Raw genomic sequence first — 21,129 nt, 5'->3', positions numbered from 1 at the left:
GCTGATGCTACCGGTGTCAGGTCGGCGCGTCAACGCACCTCAGGCGAGATGATCGACCAACGCGCCGTTCACCCGCACATTTTCCAGCCTCAGTCCCTCGGTATGCCGGATCACGCTGGGCTGGGTGACGCCGTCGAAGCTGCAGTCGCGCAGGGTGATCCCGGTCACCGGCGCGCCGGCCAGGCCCTGGCTGTCGAGCACCCGCACCGCGTTTTTCGCGCGCAGCCGCTCGATCACGACGTTGCGCAGCCGTGGCACGAACGGTCCGTTCGCACCTTCCTCATAGTTGAAGTCGCAGGTCACCGCGGCGCGGCCGACCTGGCCCACCTCCAGGTCGCGATAGTGGAAATTCTCGAGCAGCCCGCCGCGCAGCGCGTTGTTCTTGAAGCGGATCGCGTACCACAGGTCCGGCGAATCCATCACGCAGCCCTCGGCGAAGATCCAGCGCGCGCCGCCCGAGATCTGCGATCCGACGACCACGCCGCCATGCCCGGCCTTCATCCGGCAGTTGCGGATCAGGATGTTCTGGGCGGGCGCGGCCAGGCGCCGGCCATCGGCGTTGCGCCCGGAATTGATCGCGATGCAATCGTCGCCGGTGTCGAAGGTGCAGCCCTCGATCAGCGCGCCGTCGACCGATTCGGGATCGCAGCCGTCATTGTTCGGGCCGTGCCCCAGGATATCGAGCCCGCGCACGATCAGGTTGCGGCAGAGCACCGGATGCACCTGCCAGAAGGGCGCGCCGCGCAGGCGCACGCCCTCGATCAGCACATTCTCGCAGGCATAGGGCTGGACGAAGGCCGGGCGCAGGAAGTCGCCGTCGCCGAACACGCGCTTCTCCACCGGCACCTTGTCTTCGGCCATCCGGAACAGCCGCGCCCGCGCCTTGCGCTGGTCCGGCATGCCCTCGCGCCAGCCATGGTCGGCCGCGCCGCCCCAGGGCCCCTTCCATGCCCACCAGTGCCGGGCGCTGCCCTGCCCGTCGAGGATGCCCGCGCCGGTGAGCGCGATGTTCCGCTGCCCGCGCGCATAGACGAGCGGCGAATAGTTCATCAACTCGATGCCTTCCCAGCGAGTGAAGACGATCGGATAGTGCGCGGGGTCGGTGCTGAAGAGCAAAGTCGCGTCGCGGGTGACGTGCAGGTTCACGTTGGACTTCAGATGCACCGCCCCGGTCAGGAAGCGCCCGGCCGGCACCACCACCCTGCCTCCGCCCGCCGCGCTGCACGCCGCGATGGCGGCGGCGATCGCTTCGGTGTTGAGCGTCGCGCCGTCGCCCTTCGCCCCGAACCGGGTGACGTCGAAGTCGCGCGCCGGGAAGACCGGCGGCTTCACGGTCCGCGCGATCGCGGCGGCGCGCATCCAGGGATCGGGCTCGGCCGCGAAAGCAAGTCGCGGTGTCAGCCCCAGCACGGCCCCCGCGCCGAAATTGTGCAATATGTCGCGGCGTGCGATCATCGCCCTCTCCCCAATGCGTATCCCGGTTTTCGCATCGACTTTTTCTGACACCGGTCACCGGAAAGCTGTCGCGCGGGGGCCTTCGCGTCAAGCGGACATGCCGCCGAAACCAGAAAGATATTGTCACCGGTGTCAAGCGTCGCCATGCTGGACGGGAGAGACGGCGCAGACCGTCCCGTTCGTTCAGAGAGGCAAGTCATGATCCGCACCTCCACCGGCATCGCCCTGGCATGGGCGCTCGCGCTCGCCGCGAACCCAGCCGCGGCCCAGAGCCCGGACGATCGCCTGCTCTTCCGCGCCTCGGGCGACCGGGACGGCACGGCGGAAAAGGCCGGCGGCGATGCGGTCCCCAATTTCCAGACCAGGGTGACCAGCGTGCCCGACGGCGCGATCGGCGGCGCCTTTCGCTGGGCGGACGACGGCTACATCGCCTGGAACGCACCGGGCAACATCCAGGCGCAGCGCGGCACGCTCTCCTTCTTCTGGCGCCCGCGCGAGCCGGTGGGCGAGGCGCCCTTCGTGATCTTCCGCGTCGGCTATGCCGATCATTCGAGCTGGGACATGGCGTTCCTGCGCATCGACTGGAACGGCCATGGCTTCGATGCCTTCGTGACCGACGCGAACCTGTCGCGCGTGCGCGTCTCGTTCAAGCTGCCTGCCAATCCCGCCCCCGATGCCTGGCGGCACATCGCCTTTGCCTGGGACGAAAGCGTCGGCGTGCGGCTCTTCGTCGACGGCAGGGAAGTCGCCCGCCGGGACCAGAAGGCCGATCTCGATACCGGGCTCGACCAGTTCGGCATGGCCGGCCGCGTGATGGCGCCGCACCAGGTGCAGAGCCGCTACAATTTCATGCGCGGCAGCGATCTCGACGAGATCCGCGTCTATGACCGCATGCTCGACGCCGCCGGCGTGGCCGCGCTCGCCGCCAAGGCCGAGCCCGCCCCCGCCCCGGCCGCCGACAAGGCGGGCAAGCGCGCCGCCTGGCTCCACCGCTTCGGCTGGGACGCCGCCTCGCCGCCGGTGCTCGCCGACAAGGTCACCGGCGTGCGCAAGGTCGAGTTCGCCGATGCGAAGGACTTGAAGGAATGGATGTGGAAGGGCGTGGACGGCATCGCCGAGACGACCTGGCCCGGCGTCTATAATCGCTCGAAGCTCCCCGGCCGCGACGATTATTTCGAGCTGCCCGACTGGAACGTCTATGTCGAAGGCGGCAAGACCTACACGCTGACCGTCCCCGCCGCCGAGAAGTTCAACCGCGTCGAGATCCGCGGTGCCGCCTATGGCGCGCTCGACTATAGCGCGGACGGCGCCGGCTTCCGCAACCTCGCGAAACGCCCCCAGGGCGTGGTTCGCAGCGTCACGTCCCTCGGTACCGCGCAGGGCGGCACGCTCCGCTTCACCAATGGGATGCAGGAGCAACCGATCCAGGAGATCTGGGCCTATGACGTCGGTGCCGCCAGCGAGCCCGAGGGCAGCTTCAAGCTCAGCTATACGGTGAATGCCCAGGTCTCCGCCGATCTCGCCGCGCTCGCCCCGCTGAACAAGTTCATCCGCGGCCGCTATCCCGCCGACGAGCGCAACACCGTGCTCGCCCTGCCCCCCGGCGCCGGTTCGGCAGCGGCCGGCGCGGGCAGCGCCGCCGCGACCAGCGCCGCCGCGCATGTCGAGGGCGCCATGCCGATCGTCCATGTCCTGATCCCCTCGGGCTTTGGCGACGCCTTTCCCGGCCGCGCGCTCGCCCGCGCCTGGAACTATGGCTGGGAGCACAGCCGCGACGGGCTCGACGGCATCGCGATCGACCTTCCCGCGCTCAAGGTCGCGCCCGGCAAGGACGGGCTGATCCCGCTCAACATCAGGGTGAAGGACCCGATCTGGCCGGGCCGCGACATGATCGACCTGTCCGTCTCGGTCCGCCCCGGCGAGGCGCGCACGCTCTGGCTCGACCTGCGCGACCGCATCCTCACCAATGACAGCCTCTATCTCGCCATCGCTTCCGCCGCCGCCGATTTCGGCCCGGCATCGCTCGACGGCATGAACGTCCGCCTGGTGTTCAAGGACCGCGCCGCCGCGCTCCCCGAGCACGTCGCCGACCGGTTCAACCAGGTGAAGGACAATTGGGGCTTCCTGGTCGAGGAGCATACCGCCTCGAAGCGCGCCGCCCTGTATGCCCGCGTCTTCGCCGATATCGGCGACCTGCTCCGCGTCGATCCCGACCATGTCGAGGGCCGTCGCTACTGGGCTGACATCAGCTACGGCGCCCAGAACCTGCCCGCGTTCAAGCAGCCCGAAGCGCCCGCCGGCGTGCCGCTCTGGGCCTTCCGCCAGCTCGAGGATCTGAAGATCACGCGCCAGTTCGTGAACTGGTGGATCGACAATCGCCAGGTTCCCTATGGCGATTTCGGCGGCGGCATCTCCGACGATACCGACCTGACCCAGCAATGGCCGGGCCTGGCGCTGATGGGCGTCGATCCGGACAAGATCAACGCATCGCTCCGCGCGCTCTCGGACGCGGTGTATCGGAACGGCATGATGGTGAACGGCCTCGGCCATATCACCACCGACGAGCTGCATGCGTATGAGGAGGGCATGAACTCGGACGCCGAGCGGCTCTACCTCAACTGGGGCGAGCCGCGCGCGATCGAGCGGCTGATGGCGACGGTGAAGGCGCTCAAGACCGTCATCCTCCCCAACCCCGCCGGCCATCTGCACTTCGCCAGCAACTGGTACGGCGCGCGGAAGATGTACCGCGAGGGACCGTTCGAGTGGCAGAAGCCCTATAGCTGGGTCGTCCTCCACGCACCGACGCTGATCGGGCTCTACAACGGCAATCCCGATGCGCGCGGCCTGATCACCGGCACCGTCGACGGCCTGCTCGCCCATGGCAAGCAGGACGCCAGGGGCAACTGGAGCTGGCCCAACGAGATCAACTGGCGCACCGATGCCGAGCGCGCCGGCGATGGCGGCGGCGCCTCCACGCCGCTCCAGGCGGCCTGGGCGGCATATCGCTTCACCGGCGACGGGAAATATCTTGCCCCGATTCTCGCCCGGGTGGGCAAGAGCGGCCCCACTTCGGTGCAGGACATCAACGAGAATGTGATCAAGCTGCTCGGCACCGGCACGGACTGGGCCAAGACGCTCGCCGACAAGGCACGGAAGGGCGGCGCCTTCGAGCAATGGGCCGCCTGGGACGCGAGCGGCGACACCGGATATCTGGAATCGCTCCACGCCGCGGCGATCGCGGACAAGTCGCAGCGCCAGTATATGTATACCGAAGGCCATTGGTGGTCCGACCGGGTCGACCAGCCCAACGAGATCCTCCAGCGCGAGCGGCTGGGCGGCATCGCGCTGCGCCGCAACCAGACCTGGCCGGGCAACACGGTGAGCTGGCGCTTCGACGACCCGGAAGGCGCGCTCAAGACCGCGATCCTGCTGCCCGGCGCAACGCCCACGCGCTTCAAGGTGATCGCCTACAATACCGGCGACACGCCGCAATCTGCCGAGATGTCGACCTGGAACGTGGCCGCCGGCGAATGGGAGATGGTGACGAACGGCACCACCACGCCGCTCCACCTCGAACGCAGCGCCGCGACTCGCGTCACCTTCGCGCCGCATGCGACGACCGAGATCGAGTTCCTGCTGAAGACGGCGGGCGAGGACGTCGCCGCGCGGCCCGACCTGGGCATCGGCAGCGACGACCTGGTGGTGAAAGGCGGCCGGATCGCGGTCACGGTGCACAGCCTGGGCGCAAAGGATGTGCCGGGCGGCACGCTCGTGATCGAGGACGAAGCCGGCAAGGCATTGGCGACCGCCGCCATACCCGCCCTCGCCGCGCCGACCGATCTTGCGCCCAAGACCGCCACGCTGCGGCTCGCGCTGCCCCGGGGCGCCGCCCGCGTCCGCGTCGCGCTGCCGGGCGATGCTCCGGAAGTGACGCTGCGGAACAACCTGGTGCCCCTGCCCCGCTGAACCGGAGGACCGCGATGCATCGCCGCCAGTTCCTCGCCGCCGCCGGCGCCGCCGCGCTTCCCCGCGCCGCCCTTGCCGCGCCGAACCGCGACGCCGACCTGCGTGCCGCGCTCGACGGCCTGGCGAAGCTCGACACGCCCACCGCAAAGCTCGCGCGGCTGCGGGGCTTCGATCCCCTGTCCCTCTCGCCCTCGGCCCGGATCGATCTGGAGACGGTGCGCGCCGGCCTCGCCGTCGACGCCGCGCTGCTCCGCAGCCTGCCCGTGGGCCGGCTGGGCCGCTCGCCCTATGCCGTCGCCCCCAATGCCGGCGCCTGGCGCGACAAGGCACCCGATCCCCATCATATCGAAGCCGAGAATGCGCGGATCGCAGCGGATGCCCGGCGCGGCGTGATCCTGCCGGCACCGCTGCTCGAAAAGACCCGCTCCGGCATTGCCGCGGCCGCCGACAAGGCGACGGGGCCCGCCGCGGCGGCGCTCGCCGGCCAGGCCCGGCTGCTCGGGGAACTCGCCCCCCGCGCGCCGCGGGAACCCGGCACCAGCCGCTTCCCCGGCGGCGCCCGCTATTTCGCGCTGCTGCTCGAGCGGCACTATGGCGCCGCCATCGACCCGGCCGAGGCGCATCGCCGGATGCTTGCCATGGCCGAAACGCTCACGGCCCGCGCCGATGCCGTGCTCAGGCGCCTGGGCTATTCCCAGGGTTCGGTCGGCGCCCGGATCAGCGCCGCGTTCAAGGATCCCCGCTTCCTCTACAGCGACGACGATGCCGGCAGGAATCGTGCGGTGGCCGATATGAACGCGGCGCTCGCCACCGTCCCCGCGCGCCTGCCCGCGCTGTTCGGGCCGTTGCCGCCCGAATGCCTGAACGTATCGGCGCTGAGGATGACGCCGCAGGAAGAGGCCGAGGGCAAGCAGGGCTATCGCACCATCCCCGCCCCCGGCATGGCGGGCGCCTATTTCCCCGACCTGGCGCGCATCCGCGACCGTCCTTCCTGGACGTTGCCCGCTGTCGTCCATCACGAGCTGCTGCCTGGGCACATGATCCAGCTGCCCATCGAGGCGGCCGCGAACCCGCATCCGCTGCGCATCGAATATGCCCCCACCTTCGCCGAGGGCTGGGCGATCTATGCCGAACAGCTGATGGCGGACCAGGGCGCCTTTGCCGGCAACGACCCTGCGCTGCTCGGCCATTTGCACTGGCTGCTGTTCCGGATCGGCCGCGGATTGGTTGACACCGGTGTCCATATCAGACAAGAAACGCTGGCACAGACGAGCAGCAAGCTCGCGACACTGCAGGGAGAGGCGGCTTATTTCGCGCCAATGGCGCAGGATATCGAGCGAATCTGCATTGAACCCGCCATGCGCGCCGCGGAGGCGCTCACTTGGCTCGGGCTGGCCCGTCTGGGGTCCGTCGCGCAGTGCAACGGACCGGAATCGCTCAGGAAATTTCACCGCAAGCTGCTCGCCGACGGGCGCAGGCGCTTCGCGATGATCGCATAAGGGCGGGCAAGAGCCGGCCGAGAAATCACAGAGAGCTGGCGCAAGCCGGCCGGAATGCCGGGCGAGCCGCACGGGCGGCGCGACCCGGAAACACTGATCATGGGAGAATTGGGATGCGTAAAGGGATTTTGAGGCGGAATCTGTGGTGTGCCGGCGCTTTGCTTGCCGTGATGGCCGGCACCGGCATCGTGACCCCGGCGCTCGCGCAGGAGGCGCAGGACACGCAGGCGGCGCCCGCCGCCCCGGGCGTGCAGGAACAGGACCAGGGCACCGATGGCGCCATTGTTGTCACCGGTTTCCGCCAGTCGCTCCAAAAGGCGCTCAACCTGAAGCGCGAGTCGGTATCGTCGGTCGATGCGGTTGTCGCCGAGGACATCGCCAAGTTCCCCGACCAGAATCTCGCGGAGTCGCTCCAGCGCATTCCGGGCATCTCGATCCAGCGCGACGCCGGCGAAGGCCGCGCGATCACCGTTCGCGGCCTCAGCGCGCAATTCACTCGCGTCCGCCTCAACGGGCTCGAGACGGTCGCCACCTCGACCGACGGCGCCTCGGCCAATCGCGACCGGGCATTCGATTTCAATGTCTTCGCTTCCGAACTGTTCACCTCTCTGGTCGTCCACAAGACCGCCGAGGCATCGCTCGACGAAGGTTCGCTCGGCGCGGTCGTCGACCTGAACACCGGCAATCCGCTTGCCGGCAAGGCCGGCTTCACCTTCGTCGGATCGATCCAGGGCAGCTATAACGACCTGTCCAAGAACTGGGGGCCGCGCGCGGCCGGCCTGCTCTCGTGGAAGTCGCCCGACGGCACGCTCGGCGCCTCGGTTTCGGCCGCCTATTCGAAGACCGACAATGTCGAGCTCGGCAACAATTCGGTGCGCTGGGCCCAGGCCGCGTTCGACTCAGTCAACGGCACGTCGTGCTTCGCCACGCCCAATTCCGGCAATGGCTGGCTGGGCAATGCCGCCTGCACCAAGGCCGCCCTCGCCTTCCATCCGCGCATCCCGCGCTACGGCATCGTCGGGCATGATCGCGAGCGGCTCGGCGTGACCGGCAGCGTTCAATGGGCGCCGAGCGACGCCACCAAGATCTCGATCGACGGTCTTTATTCGCGGTTCAAGGAAACCCGCGAGGAGAAGTGGCTGGAAGTGCTGGCCCGCTCGAACGAGCGCGCGATGGACATCGTGAACCCGGTCTATGACGCCAACAACAACATGATCTCGGCGACGATCAACGATGCCTGGGTTCGTACCGAACATTATCTGCGCAAGTCCGATACCGAATTCTACCAGCTCGGCGGCACCTGGGACCAGGATCTCGGCGACAGCTTCCGCTTCACTCTGCTCGGCGGCTTCTCCAGGTCGAACGCCGACATCCCGGTCGAGACCACGCTGATCCTCGACGATCGCGACGCGCAGAATTATCGCTACGACTATACCGACATGAAGCGCCCGGTGCTCACCTTCGGCACCAGCGTCACCGATCCCGCGAACTTCCAGCTCGCCGAGATCCGCGACCGCCCGTCGAACGTCACCAACAAGTTCCGCACCGCGCAGCTGCGCACCGAATGGGACGTGACCGAAGGCTTCCAGATCAAGTCGGGCGCGATGTATCGCCGCTTCGATTACGAAGTGAAGGCGTTCCAGCGCGATACCGCGGTGTGCGGCAATGGCGGGCTCGACCTGGTGCTGCGCACGATCACCTGCTCGCCCAGCTCGGCCTTCGGGCCGACCGCGGTCTATGGTTTCCAGGCCACCCCGGCGCTGACCGAGCTGGTCAATCTCGGCAATGCCGGCCAGCCGGCGGGCACCACCACCAGCTGGGTGGTCGCGAACATCGATGCGGCCGCCAGATATACCGGACTCTACAATCGCGCGCTGGCGCTCGACGTCGGCAACAACCGCTCCGTCATCGAGGAAGTGAAGGGCGGCTATCTCCAGTTCGACGCCAAGGGAGAACTGCTCGGACTGCGCTACGCGCTCAACGCCGGCATCCGCTATGCCTCCACCTCCCAGACCGCGACCGGCATCAACGGCACCACGCCGGTCACGCTGAAGCGGACCTATGGCGACTGGCTGCCCGCGGCCAACCTCGCCCTGTTCCCGACGGAGAAGCTCATCCTGCGCGCCGCCATCGCCGATGTGATGACGCGCCCGACGCTGGGCAGCCTGACGCCGGGCGGCTCGGCGGACGGTTTCAACTATCGGGTCAATTTCGGCAATCCGAACCTCGATCCCTATCGCGCCACCTCCTATGATCTTGCGGCCGAATGGTATTTCGCGCCGCAGTCGATCTTCTCGGTGGCGCTGTTCAAGAAGGACGTGAAGAGCTTCCCGGTCAGCCGGACCCTGACCGAGCAGACCTTCCTGTCGACCGGCCTTCCCGCCAATGTGCTCGCGGCATCCTCGCCGGCCTTCCTGGATCCGGCCAGGCTCGCCATGCCGATCTGGACGGTGGTGACGACGATCAACGGCACCGGCGCCTCGCTCAAGGGCGCCGAAATCGCGATCCAGGCGCCGTTCCGCTTCCTGCCGGGCTTCCTCAAGAACTTCGGCGGCATCGCGAACGCGACCTTCATCGATTCGACCGCGACCTATATGCAGTCGGCACCGGGAACCGCGGTCAGCGCCACCGGCACGATCGCGCTGCCGAACCTGCCGTTCAAGTCGACGCTCTACGGCGTGTCGAAGCGGGCGTTCAACGCGACGCTCTATTATGAGGACAAGAAGTTCAGCGCGCGCGCCTCGGTCAGCTATCGCGGGCCCTATGTCGATGCGGGATCGGGCACGGGCAATGTGTTCGAAGGCTATAACGCGATCACCAATGTCGATGCCTCGGTCCGCTACAAGCTCACCGACTGGATCGAGCTGTCGGTAGAGGGCACCAACCTCACCGATGCCTATCGCGATCGCTACACCGACACCGCCGCGAACCGGAACTATGAGTATAATCATTTCGGCCGCACGATCCTGTTCGGCGCGCGCCTGAAGCTCTGATCGCCTCCGCGACCACTGAAGGGCCGTCGCATCATCCGATGCGGCGGCCCTTTCTTTTCGGGGGATCAGGCCGCCAGCGCCGCGTCGCGCCGTTCCACCGCACGCGCTTCGCCGCCGCGGAACAGCAGGATGCAGGCGGCCAGCGCCGCGACCGCCGGCGGCAGCGCATAGGCGGCGCGCACCGCCAGCAGCGCATCGGCCTGCCCGGGCTCGCCCGGCGCGAAGCCGGCCCAGCCGAGTGCCCCCAGCGCCGCGGCCACGCCCAGCCCCATCGCCAGCCGGAGCGTGACGTTGAACAGCGCATAGCGGCTCGACGCCCAGCGCTGCCCCTGCTCCACTTCGCGCCGGGTGATGTCGCCCACCATCGCGCGCAGCAACATATAGTCGACTCCGAAGACCAGGCTGCGCGCGATCAGCCAGAGGACGAGCGCCGCCAGCCCGCCCATGGGCAGCAGCAGCGCCAGCGGCGCCACCAGCGCCTGCCAGCCATAGCCGGCCAGCAGCACCCGCCGCTTGCCGAAGCGCCGGCTCATCCGCGCCCAGAAGGGCAGCAGGACGAGCGGCACCACGGCCTGGACGAGCATCAGCGTGCTTCCCCAGCCGGGCAGCGCCAGCGCCTGCTCGACGAAGAACAGGAACGTGCCGGCCGCGGCGGCATCGGCCATGCCGACCAGCCCGTAGAGCATCAGGATGCGCCGCATCTCGCGCGTGCGCAGCATGCCGGCGAATAGGGCGAAGGGATTGGCGACACGCGCGATCGAGGGCGCGTCCGGCTCGCGGATCCGCCGGAGGACCAGCGCCACCGTGATCGGCGCGAGCAGCACGATCGCCGCGCCCAGCGCTCCCACCTGCGCCGCCCGCCCCAGCCCGAAGCCGCGCTCGAGCAGGCTCGGCAGCACCAGGGTGACGATCATCCCCGCCATCGCCACCCACACCTTGGCCCCCATCACCCGCACGCGCTCATGCGCATCGCGCGACAGCTCCAGCCCCCAGCCGCCATGCGGCGTGGCGATCAGCGTGTAGCCGAGGTGGAAGACCAGGCTCCAGGCGGCGAGCGTCGCGATGCCGGTGCCGGGCACCGCCCAGAACAGCCCGAGCGCGCCCAGGCCGACCAGCGGCGCCCCCAGCGCCATCCATGGCCGGCGCAGGCCGAAGCGCGTCGGGAACCGGTCGCTCGCCCAGCCGATGCACGGATCGATCAGCCCGTCGAACAGCCGCGCGGCGAGCAGCAGCATGCCCACCGCCGCGATCGGCAGCGCCAGCGTCGTGGCGAAGAAGGCGGGGAGATAGGTCCGCCAGGCCAGCTCGATCGCCTGGAACAGGATGACCGGGGAGGAGAAGACGAACAGGTCCACCCGGCTCAGCCGCTCGGTTCGACTCGATCCGATATCCCCGCTCACGCCGCCCCCTCTGGCCGAGCGGGATGACAAATATGCGACCGTCAGCCGCCGCGCAGAACGGCGAGCAGCGCTTCGGTCTCGGCCAGGCTCGCCGCCTGGCGCTCGCCATCGGACAGCCCGCGATGCGCATTGCCCTGGCCGATCGCGAAGCTCGAGAAGATCGCCGCGTCCAGCGGCCCGATCGGGCGGTCGCGGCCGATCATCGCCTGCAGGAACAATCGCGAGGTGCGCCCGCGCAGATAGCGCAGCTGCGCGGCGAAGGGCGCCAGCGCCGGATCCCGCATCGCCGCCATCATCAGCTCGGACGTGGCCAGGCGGAACTCTTCCGCGCCCGGCCGCTCGCCGAGCCTGTCGAGCATGGTCCGGCCGTCGCCATCGGTCGCCGCCGCAAGCTCGGCCTCGAGCTCGCCGGCCGGCACGTTGCGGCGATAGATGACTTCGAAAGCCGATCCGAGCAGCTCGGCGCTCGTGCGGAACTTGTGCGAGACCACGCCGAGCGTCAGCCCCGCCTCCGCCGCCACCGCGCGATGCGTCACCCCGGCCACGCCGCCCCGCGCGACGATCGCCGCCGCCGCCTCGGCAATGCGTTCGGCAGTCTCGTCGCGCGCCTCGGGCAATCGCGCCGAACGCTGGGCGCAGCCGCGCGCCATGTCCCGCCAGGGCCCCGGCCCGGCCAGGCTGCCGCCCAGCCAATTGCCCCAGCCGCGGCACAGCTCGTCCAGCGCGGCGCGGTCCACCGAGCGGCGCCAGCGCATCATGTGCAGGAAGCTCTCGCCGTCGAACAGCCGTTCGGTGATCGTCGCGGTGCCGGGAATGCCCAGCCGGTCGCAGACATGGCGCCAGAACCCCGCCCAGAGCGTGCGCCAGCGCTGCGCGGCCGGGCCGTAGCGCGGATCGCGCGCGACCAGCAGCTGGCATTCGCGCCAGGCAAAGGCCAGCCCGCGCTGCCCCTCGCACCAGTCGTCGATCAGCGCGGCAAGCAGCGCCGGCAGCGAATCGGCGCCCGCCGGCACATCGGCAAGCTGGTCCAGCCGCGCGCCGCACCACTCCGCCGCCAGTGCCTGGGCATGTTCGTGCGCGCACACATACAAACGTTCGAGATCACCAAAATGGTGATAAATGGACGACGCCGGCAACCCCGTCACCTGCGCCAGACCGCGCGCGGACACCGCAGCCTGACCGCTCACTTCCCAGGCACTTAGCACTGCGGCGATCCATTTCTCGGCGCTTCCACTCGCCTTGCCGACAGCCGCGATACTCCGACCGGACATCCACTTCTCCCCCATTTCGCGCCCATGCCAATGCCGGAATGGGCCACTCCATACAAGCGTCACAGAAGATACATACAATCGTTCTAGTTGGCCGCTCGTCATCAGCCTTTGGGGGTCATCATGGAACTGAACGTCAAGCACCGGTTGCGCCTGTCAGCCCTGTCCGGAGCCGCCGCGTCGGCACTGCTCCTCGCCCCGCCCGCCCTCGCCCAGCAGGCCGACACGGCCAGCATCGTCGCGGCCGACGAACAGGATCAGAGCGGCGGCCTTGGCGAGATCGTCGTCACCGCCCAGCGGCGCGAGACCAATCTCCAGAAGACGCCGATCTCGATCGCGGTGCTGAACAGCGCGGCGCTGGAGAACCGGCATGTCCAGACCCTTGCCGATCTGGCCGACGGCTCGGTCCCGGGCCTGCGCGTCGCCCCCTTCTTCTCGCGCACCTCGGCGCTGGTGATCGGCATTCGCGGCGTGGGCTTCCTGGGCGACGCCAACCAGCCGGCCCGCGAGCAGGGCGTCGGCGTCTATATCGACGGCATCTATCTCGGCCGCGCCCAGGGCCTGGGCACCGCCCTGTACGACATCGAGCGCATCGAAGTGCTCAAGGGCCCGCAGGGCACGCTGTTCGGCCGCAATACCGAAGGCGGCGCGATCAGCATCGTCACCAGGAAGCCGAGCGGCGAGTTCCATCTCAATGCCTCGGCCGGCATCGCCAATTTCGGCGGCTACGAGACCGCGCTGCACCTCGACCTGCCGCGCGCGGGCAATATCAGCCTGAAGTTCGACGGCGTGATCCAGAAGCGCGGCGGCACGATCGACAACCCGATGGCGGGCCAGCTCGACTTCAACAGCCATGACCGCCGCGGCGCGCACGTCGCCGCGCTGTGGGAGCCGAGCGACAAGTTCAGCGCGCTCTGGCAGTTCGACGTCTCGCACGACGAGAGCTCGCCTTATTATCTCCAGCTGCTCCGCAAGGGCAGCCTGCCGCTCGCGCCGATCGTCAAGCTCCAGCCCGAACGCGCCAAGGCCGGCAATGTCGGCGTGCCGCTCCAGCCCAGCGTCGGCGACACCACCGGCATGTCGCTCCATCTCGACTGGAAGCTGGGCGACGGCATCCGCGCCCGCTCGATCACCAGCTACCGCACATTGACCCAGAGCCAGTATGACAACGGCTCCGCGATCCTCTCGGTCTTCGCGCCCAACGGCAATTTCGCGCGCTACAGCATCGCCAATTTCGGGCAGCGCCAGTTCAGCCAGGAAGTGCAGCTGCTCGGCGAGCTGCCGCGCCTCAGCTTCGTGGCCGGCGCCTTTTACTACAGCGAGCATGTCGGCGATAACGCCTTCGCGCCCAACACGCTCAAGTTCAACGCGGACGGCACCGACTATAGCGTGCTGCCCGCGCCGGTCTCGGCCACGCGCTTCCCCGATCGCGCCAGCATCGCCCGGACAAACAGCGCGGCGGTGTTCGGCCAGTTCACCTATACCCCGGCATTGCTCGGCGACCGGCTGCACCTCACGCTCGGCGGCCGCTATTCGCACGACAAGAAGACCGGCGAGCTCGACAAGGTCAACGGCGCGCTGCCGGTGGTGAATGGCGTCAGCGCGGTGGTGCCGATGCGGGTCACCTCGGATCGCTTCGATCCGCTGGTCAACCTGTCGCTCGACGTCGCCGACGGCGTGATGCTCTACGGCAAATGGAGCACGGGCTATAAGTCGGCCGGCGCCAATTCGCGCTCGCTCACCTATCGCGGCTTCGGCCCGGAGGCGGTCTCGGAGTTCGAGGGCGGCGTGAAGGCCAGCTTCCTCGACAATCATGCCCGGCTGAACCTCGCCGCCTATACCGGCACCTACAAGGACGTGCAGATCGACTTCAACGCGGTGATCCCCGGCTCGAACCGCGGCACGCTGGAGACGACCAATACCGCCGGCAAGGGCCGGATCTCCGGCTTCGAGGCGGAACTGACGGTGATGCCCGTCGCCAACCTCACCTTGTCGGGCACCTATACCCGCCAGCACATCCGCCTGCCCGAAGCGCCGAACCCGTTCGTCGCCGGCAATCCGCTGGTGCCGGTCTATCCGATCTTCGCCCCGAAGAATTCGGCGAGCGGATCGATCGACTATCGCCTGCCGATGGGCGCGGCGACGCTCGTCGCGCATCTCGACGGCAACTATGCCTCGAGCCAATACAGCTCGACCAGCGATCCGACGAAGAGCGACCCCTCGTTCATCGTCAACGGCCGCCTGGCGCTGACGGACATCGCGCTGGACGAGGGCGCCGCGCGCCTCGAGCTCTCGCTCTGGGCCCGCAACCTGCTCGACAGGCAGTATCTGTACCTGCGCAACACCAGCGCGGCGCTCGGCACCTATGGGATCTTCAACGATCCGCGCACCTACGGCCTCACCGGCACCGTCCGCTTCTAAGGAGAATCCGACATGCGTATCCCCATTTCCGTCCGCGTGATCGGCCTCGCGGCGCTCGCCGCCGCCGCGGTGCCGCTCGCGGCCAATGCCCTCCAGCAACAGGCCCCGGCGGCGCAGGGCGAGAATGCGCGGCTGCTCCCGCTCCAGGGCGGGCAGAATTTCCGCGATCTCGGCGGCTATCGCACCCGCACCGGCCGCACGGTGCGCTGGGGCATGCTCTATCGCTCGGGCTCGATGCATTTCCTGACGCGCGCGGATTTCGACTATCTCGCCGGACGCGGGATCCGCACCGTCTGCGACTTCCGCAGCACCGGCGAGCGCAGCACCGAGCCGGTGGTCTGGCCGGCCGGCAAGCCGCCGCGCGTGCTCGCCGACGACTATGTGATGGACACCAGCGCGCTCGCGCCCCGGGCCGATCGCCTGCCCACCGTGGCCGAGGCCCGGGCGACGATGACCGCGACCTATCCGCAGCTGCTGAAGCAGTTCAACGGCCAGTATCGCCGCATGTTCGGCGAGCTCCTGGCCGGGCGGGTGCCGCTGGCGTTCAACTGCACCGCGGGCAAGGACCGCACCGGGGTGGCGGCCGCGCTGGTTCTCACCGCGCTCGACGTGCCGCGCGAGACGGTGATCCAGGACTATCTGCTCACCAACAGATATTTCGATCCGCGCAAGGTGGTGCGGGCGGACGACCAGGCCTCGCAGGCCTGGCGCAAGCTGCCGGCGGACGTGCTCAAGGCCTATATGGCGGCCGATCGCGACTATATCGAAGCGGTGTTCGCAGTGATGGACCGGCATCGCGGCGGCGTCGCCGGCTATCTGAACGACGCGCTCGGCCTCAGCCCGGCCAGGCTGGCCCAGCTGCGCAGGGCCTATACGCGCTAGGTTGCCGGCGCATATTCCGCCATCGTCATCCCGGTGCAAGGCCGGGATGACGGTGACAGATCAGATACTTGCTTGGGCGCTCAACCCAGGCGCGGCACGTCGGCCGCCCCTTCGGGGCCATTCCGGAATCTCGATGGTACGGGTGGTCGGACTCGAACCGACATGTTGTTGCCAACGGCGGATTTTGAGTCCGCTGCGTCTACCATTCCGCCACACCCGCATGCCGATTGGCACGGGGCCATGGATCGACTTCGGACCCTATAGAAAAGCGCTTGCGGGATTTCCAGATGCTAAGATGCGATGCGGCGAGCGCTCCGCCGGGCGCTCGCCATGCGCAAATGCCCTAGCTGAAGACGTCGGCCGCCTGCTCGACGCCGAACGGGTCCTTGGGATCGTCGCCGAAGCGGTTCTCGCCCTTCGTGCCGGGCAGCAGCATGAAGACCAGCACGATCAGCCCGCCGATATAGGGAATGAAGTTGAGCAGGCACAGCCAGCCCGTCTTGTCCTGGTCGTGGAAGCGGCGCACCTGCACGGCCACCGCCGGGATCAGGATGGCGAGATACAGGAGAATCCCCAGCACCACCCAGGTGATCTCCGCGCCGTTCATCTGCCGGGTCGCATAGATGCCGTCGCCGGTCACGTCGCCGAGCAGGAAGAAGACGACCGCCCAGGCGGTCACCGCCAGCATCAAGAACAGCGCGAACATCCAATATTCGAGCCGCCGCGAACGGCCCGAGAAATCGAAATAGCGCCTGAGCGGCATAATCATCCAACGCATGCATTTCCCCTCTGAAAGCATCCCGGACGGGACGCCGGCATCTGGGCACAAGATCGGCCGGGATACAATCGGGTCAATTGCCCGGCGAACGACGCCGCCTGCCCGGCGCCTGGCCGACATGCGGGCTCCACCCCCTTTCGCCCCGGTCCGCGACCGTGCGGGCGAGGCGTGGCGGATGCGCATGGGTGCGCAAAGAGCAGATTGTTCTTGAGCCGCCGCCCGGCAAGGTCCAGTTTTCCGGCATGACGGCAGCGATACGATCCATCGCCATCCTCCCGCTCTTTCTGGCAAGTGCCTCAGGTGCTTTCGCGAACGCGCAAACCCGGGCTTCGCCGGCCTGCTACGATGCGGTCGTCAAGGCTCGAATCCACAGCCAGATACCGAGTATCGTCCCGGATTGCGGTTCCGACTGCATCATCATGACATGGCCGTGGTTCCTGGATCTTGACGTCAGGCGGACCGAGAGCGGCGATGTGCCGCGGGGCCGGCTGGAGACGCTGGCCATGCTGCACATGTCATACCGAAGGGATCTCGGCAGCCGACGCTGGTGGCTCAGGCGGAACACGCTCGGGGGATACAATGCCCTTCGATTCGACGAGGAAGGGCCGCCGCCGCGCTGCGCGGCCGGATCGCCCCCGGAACCTGCTTATATCGATCCGGGCAGTGGCGAGGCCTTGCGCAAGCTGCGCGAGGCCGGAGAGCGTATCTATCGCGCGCAATGAGAAACAAGCTGCCGTAAAATCAGTTTGCTGGCGAACGACGCCGATAGCTCAGCGCCTCGGCGACATGCAGGCGCCCCACCCCTTCCGCTCCCGCCAGGTCCGCGATCGTGCGGGCCACCCGAAGCACCCGGGTATAGCCCCGCGCCGAGAGCCGCATCGCCTCGGCCGCCTGCGCCAGCAGCGTGCGCCCGGCCTCGTCGGGCGTCGCATGGTCGGCGAGCAGATCGCCGTCCGCCTCGGCATTGGTGCGCGCGGGAGTGTCGCGGTAGCGCGCCGACTGCACCGCCCGCGCCCCGGCCACCCGCTCCGCCACTGCCGCCGAACCCTCGGCCGGCCGGGCGAGCACCAGGTCCGCGGCGGTCACCGGCTGGACCTCGACGTGCAGGTCGATCCGGTCGAGCAGCGGGCCCGAGACCCTGGCCTGATAGTCCGCCGCGCAGCGCGGCGCCCGCGCGCAGGCAAGCGCGGGGTCGCCCAGATGCCCGCACCGGCACGGGTTCATCGCCGCGACCAGCTGGACGCGCGCCGGAAAGGTGACGTGCGCATTGGCCCGCGCCACGCTCACCACGCCGGCCTCGATCGGCTGGCGCAGCGAATCGAGCACCGCCCGCTGGAATTCGGGCAGCTCGTCGAGGAACAGCACGCCGAGATGCGCCAGGCTCACTTCGCCCGGCTTCACCCTGAGCCCGCCGCCGGTGAGCGCCGCCATCGAGGCCGAATGGTGCGGGCTGCGAAAGGGCCGCGTGCGCGTCAGCCGGCCGCCCTGCAGCGTCCCCGCCACCGAGGCGACCATCGACACTTCCAGCGCCTCGCCGGCGTCGAGCGGCGGCAGGATGCCCGGCAGGCAGGAAGCGAGCAGCGACTTGCCCGCCCCCGGCGGGCCGCACATCAGCAGATTGTGCCCGCCCGCCGCCGCGATCTCGAGCGCGCGCCGCGCCGTCTCCTGCCCCTTCACCTGGGCGAGATCGGGGCCCGGCACGGGCAGGTCGACGGTGCCGGCCATGGGCGCGGGCAGCAGCTGGCTGCCCTTGAAATGATTGAGCAGCGCGATGAGGTCGGGCGCGGCGATCACGTCCACGCGCCCGGCCCAGCTCGCCTCCGGCCCCTGGGCGGCGGGGCAGACCAGCCCCTTGCCCGTCTCGGCGGCGTGGAGCGCGGCGAGCAGCACGCCGGGGCTCGGCGCGATCCGCCCGTCCAGCGCCAGCTCGCCGACGACGACATAGCCGGACAGCGTCTCGGCATCGACCACGCCCATCGCCGCCAGCAGCGCCAGCGCCACCGCCAGGTCGAAATGCGAGCCTTCCTTGGGCAGGTCGGCGGGCGAGAGGTTGAGGATGATGTGCTTGGGCGGCAGCGCCAGCCCGATCGCGGCCATGGCGGCGCGGACGCGCTCCCGGCTTTCCGCCACCGCCTTGTCGGGCAGGCCGACCACCACGAACTTGGGCAGCCCGGCGACGAGGTTGCACTGCACCTCCACCGCGCGCGCCTCGAGTCCCAGATAGGCAACCGTCGATACGCTCGCGACCAAGCCCGTTCCCCCCAACCGGAACCGGACGATAGCGGCGGCGGCGGCCGATGCGCGCCGGGATGCCCCCGGAACGGACCAATCGATCGGGGGCCGGCGGCCGAGGCGCGGCGGCCAGGGCGTGGCGGTCAGGGCGTGGCGGTCAGGAAGTTGCGCTTCACCGCGCCCAGCAACGGGCTGCTGCCGTCGGGCATATGGTCATAGTTGATCGCCCAGATGATCGTGCCGCCCAGGCCGGTCTGGCGGACATAGATGCCCTTGGCCGCGATCGACAGCTCGTCCTCATAGCTCAGAAAGCCCGCCGGATTGATCCCCGAGCCCGCCGGCGAGAAGCCGCCGGGATAGCTGCGATAGCCGACCTTGGAGAGCTCGTCCCAGGTGTAGGTGCCCCGGCTGAAATAGCCCATCCGCGCCAGCTCCGAATAGCGCAGCGGACGATCCTGCACCTCGAAGATGTTGTTGTGCGTGGTGTCCTGCCGCGGCCCGGTGATGCTCGGGCCGTAGAAGATGCCGTAGAAGCCGATGCCGATGCCGATCCTGCCGCGCGGCACGCCCGTCTTCACATAGGCCGCGATGCTGGTGTCGAGGTCGCGCGGCGTGTGTGGCTGGGCGCCGTAGATCGGGCTGCTGAACCAGGAATACCAGTCGGCCTGGTTCCAGGCGCTGCCGATGCCATAGCTCATCAGATTATACTGATCGACCAGGTTGGCGATGTCCGCCTGCCACTGCTCGACCATGCCCGCGCGCGGGCCGTCCCGCGGCAGGTCGTTGATCGAGACCAGATAGCCCGGGAAGGTGATCAGGAAGTTGCGGCCGCCCTGGTAGCGCGGCCGCGTGTTCGCCTCGGCGCGCAGCTCGGTGATCAGCGCGATCGCGCGCCGCTGCGCCTCCGCGGCGCTGACGCCGAGGGGCGCGCTGCCCTCGAGCCTGTCCTCCCAGTCGACATCGATGCCGTCATAGTCGTGCGTGACCAGATAGTTGACCAGATTGCGCACGAAGGCAGGGCGGACGGCATTGGTCGCGGAGCGCAGGAAGCCGTCGCCATCGCCCTCGCCGCCGAGCATCAGCACCGCCTTCTTGCCCGCCGCATGCGCTTTCTTGACGAGATAATCCTCGACGCTGTTCACGCCGTCGGGCGAGAGCCCCGGGTCGTGCCCGGTGCCGGCGCCCTTCACCACCTGGCCCGGTTGGCCGCCCAGCGTGCCGCTGCCCGGCGCCACGCGCGCGAACAGCAAATGGGTGAGCGTGCTCATGTCCACCGCCTCGGGCGGATAGATATAGTCCCAGAAATAGCCGAGATAATAGCCGGTCACCCAAGGCTTGTCGGTGACCGGAACCGTCACCGTCACCGCCGCCGTGGCGGAGCTGGCGGGATCCGCCACGCTCGTCGCCACGACGTGGTAGGTGCCCGGGGCGGACGGCGCGGCATAGATGCCGTCGGCCGACATCGCCCCGCCATTCGCTTCCCGCACCGACCAGGTGCAGCGCGTGTCGGTCGCGCCGGCGACGGTGCAGCCGAAATGGCGAGTCGCCTGGGTGGGCAGCGAGAAGGTCGCGGGCCCGACCTGCACCGTCACCGCGGAGGTGGGGCTCGGCGTGGGAGTCGGCGAGGGAGACGGGCTCGGCGAAGGCGTGGGCGTGGGCACCGGCGTGACGATGCCGCCATCGCTCCCGCCGCCGCCACAGGCGGCAAGGAACAGCATCGGGACGAGCAGGCAGGGAGAGCGGGTCATGGCCGCGCCTATGCCGGCCCACCCCCGGGGCGAGCGACGCGGGCGCGACCGGGGGCGACCGGAAGGCGACGAAACAAGGCTAAGCGGCGATGAACCACGGCCAGCGTGTCTTGCACAGGCAATACACGATCCCCACCTTGCCGCCATGGCAGCCGCACGCAGCCCGATCGTCCGCACCGCCCTGTTCGTCACCGGGGTGCTGGTGATCGCCGTCTCGCCGCTGGTCGGCATCCTCCCCGGCCCGGGCGGGATCTTCGTCTTCGCCGCGGGGCTGGTCCTGGTGCTGCGGAACTCGGCCTGGGCGCAAAGGGCGTTCTGCCGCGCCAAGCGGCGCTGGCCGCGATTCGGCCATTATGCCGACATGGCGCTCCGCCGCCGCAGCGCCCGCAGGCGCCGCCTGCGCGGGAAGGAGGCGGAAATCGCACGCGCGGAGGCCGAACTGCCCGGTTTGCGGAACGGAACGCGTTGACTCGGCCGGACCATCCCA

Annotated in this window: 13 protein-coding genes and 1 tRNA gene; 7 read left to right on the top strand and 7 right to left on the bottom strand. The window is 69.0% G+C overall.

Annotated features, from left to right (window positions below):
- Positions 1-39 precede the first annotated feature (39 nt).
- Positions 40-1,455 carry a glycoside hydrolase family 28 protein gene (locus OMP43_RS03375; RefSeq protein ID WP_280278274.1) on the bottom strand — a complete coding sequence of 472 codons (1,416 nt, stop codon included), beginning with the start codon at positions 1,453-1,455 and terminating at the stop codon, positions 40-42.
- Positions 1,456-1,653: 198 nt separating this feature from the next.
- On the opposite strand from OMP43_RS03375, the gene OMP43_RS03370 reads away from it, so the two are divergent.
- From OMP43_RS03370 to OMP43_RS03360, 3 genes are all read left to right on the top strand, one after another.
- A complete protein-coding gene (locus OMP43_RS03370) occupies positions 1,654-5,421 on the top strand; it encodes a LamG-like jellyroll fold domain-containing protein (protein ID WP_280278273.1) in 3,768 nt (1,255 codons plus the stop codon).
- Positions 5,422-5,435: 14 nt separating this feature from the next.
- Positions 5,436-6,920 (top strand): DUF885 family protein, encoded by a 1,485-nt coding sequence (locus tag OMP43_RS03365; RefSeq protein ID WP_280278271.1) that lies wholly within the window; start codon positions 5,436-5,438, stop codon positions 6,918-6,920.
- Positions 6,921-7,033: 113 nt separating this feature from the next.
- A complete protein-coding gene (locus OMP43_RS03360; RefSeq protein ID WP_280278270.1) occupies positions 7,034-9,913 on the top strand; it encodes a TonB-dependent receptor in 2,880 nt (959 codons plus the stop codon).
- Positions 9,914-9,978: 65 nt separating this feature from the next.
- Here OMP43_RS03360 and OMP43_RS03355 read toward each other — a convergent pair whose 3' ends face one another.
- Both OMP43_RS03355 and OMP43_RS03350 read right to left on the bottom strand, forming a co-directional pair.
- The gene (locus OMP43_RS03355; RefSeq protein WP_280278269.1) at positions 9,979-11,313 is read right to left on the bottom strand and encodes an MFS transporter; all 1,335 of its coding nucleotides are present in this window, start codon (positions 11,311-11,313) and stop codon (positions 9,979-9,981) included.
- A gap of 41 nt (positions 11,314-11,354) precedes the next feature.
- Complete coding sequence (locus OMP43_RS03350) at positions 11,355-12,584, bottom strand: TetR/AcrR family transcriptional regulator (RefSeq protein ID WP_280278268.1); 1,230 nt, start codon at positions 12,582-12,584, stop codon at positions 11,355-11,357.
- A gap of 120 nt (positions 12,585-12,704) precedes the next feature.
- Here OMP43_RS03350 and OMP43_RS03345 point away from each other — a divergent pair, with 120 nt between their 5' ends.
- Together OMP43_RS03345 and OMP43_RS03340 are read left to right on the top strand one after the other, a co-directional pair.
- On the top strand, positions 12,705-15,002 hold the full coding sequence (locus tag OMP43_RS03345; protein WP_280278266.1) for a TonB-dependent receptor: 2,298 nt from the start codon (positions 12,705-12,707) through the stop codon (positions 15,000-15,002).
- Between the two features lie 12 nt (positions 15,003-15,014).
- Positions 15,015-15,884 carry a tyrosine-protein phosphatase gene (locus OMP43_RS03340; RefSeq protein WP_280278265.1) on the top strand — a complete coding sequence of 290 codons (870 nt, stop codon included), beginning with the start codon at positions 15,015-15,017 and terminating at the stop codon, positions 15,882-15,884.
- Between the two features lie 134 nt (positions 15,885-16,018).
- Here the strand turns inward: OMP43_RS03340 and OMP43_RS03335 are convergent.
- Together OMP43_RS03335 and OMP43_RS03330 are read right to left on the bottom strand one after the other, a co-directional pair.
- Positions 16,019-16,104, bottom strand: a tRNA-Leu gene (locus OMP43_RS03335).
- Between the two features lie 123 nt (positions 16,105-16,227).
- The gene (locus tag OMP43_RS03330; protein WP_280278264.1) at positions 16,228-16,662 is read right to left on the bottom strand and encodes a DUF805 domain-containing protein; all 435 of its coding nucleotides are present in this window, start codon (positions 16,660-16,662) and stop codon (positions 16,228-16,230) included.
- Between the two features lie 185 nt (positions 16,663-16,847).
- On the opposite strand from OMP43_RS03330, the gene OMP43_RS03325 reads away from it, so the two are divergent.
- Positions 16,848-17,384, top strand: coding sequence for a hypothetical protein (locus OMP43_RS03325; protein ID WP_280278262.1), 537 nt, complete (start codon positions 16,848-16,850; stop codon positions 17,382-17,384).
- Between the two features lie 19 nt (positions 17,385-17,403).
- Here OMP43_RS03325 and OMP43_RS03320 read toward each other — a convergent pair whose 3' ends face one another.
- Together OMP43_RS03320 and OMP43_RS03315 are read right to left on the bottom strand one after the other, a co-directional pair.
- Entirely contained in the window at positions 17,404-18,912 is a 1,509-nt protein-coding gene (locus OMP43_RS03320) for a YifB family Mg chelatase-like AAA ATPase (protein ID WP_280278260.1), read from the bottom strand.
- Between the two features lie 125 nt (positions 18,913-19,037).
- Positions 19,038-20,642 (bottom strand): glycosyl hydrolase family 18 protein, encoded by a 1,605-nt coding sequence (locus tag OMP43_RS03315; protein ID WP_280278259.1) that lies wholly within the window; start codon positions 20,640-20,642, stop codon positions 19,038-19,040.
- A 145-nt stretch (positions 20,643-20,787) separates the two neighbouring features.
- Between OMP43_RS03315 and OMP43_RS03310 the strand changes: the two genes are divergently transcribed.
- On the top strand, positions 20,788-21,111 hold the full coding sequence (locus tag OMP43_RS03310; RefSeq protein WP_280278258.1) for a hypothetical protein: 324 nt from the start codon (positions 20,788-20,790) through the stop codon (positions 21,109-21,111).
- The last annotated feature ends 18 nt before the right edge of the window (positions 21,112-21,129 follow it).

It is taken from the genome of Sphingomonas sp. CBMAI 2297 (genome assembly GCF_029870595.1).
GTDB lineage: Bacteria > Pseudomonadota > Alphaproteobacteria > Sphingomonadales > Sphingomonadaceae > Sphingomonas.
The sequence above is the reverse complement of the archived record's forward strand: the minus strand, read 5'-3'. Positions and strand labels throughout refer to the sequence as shown.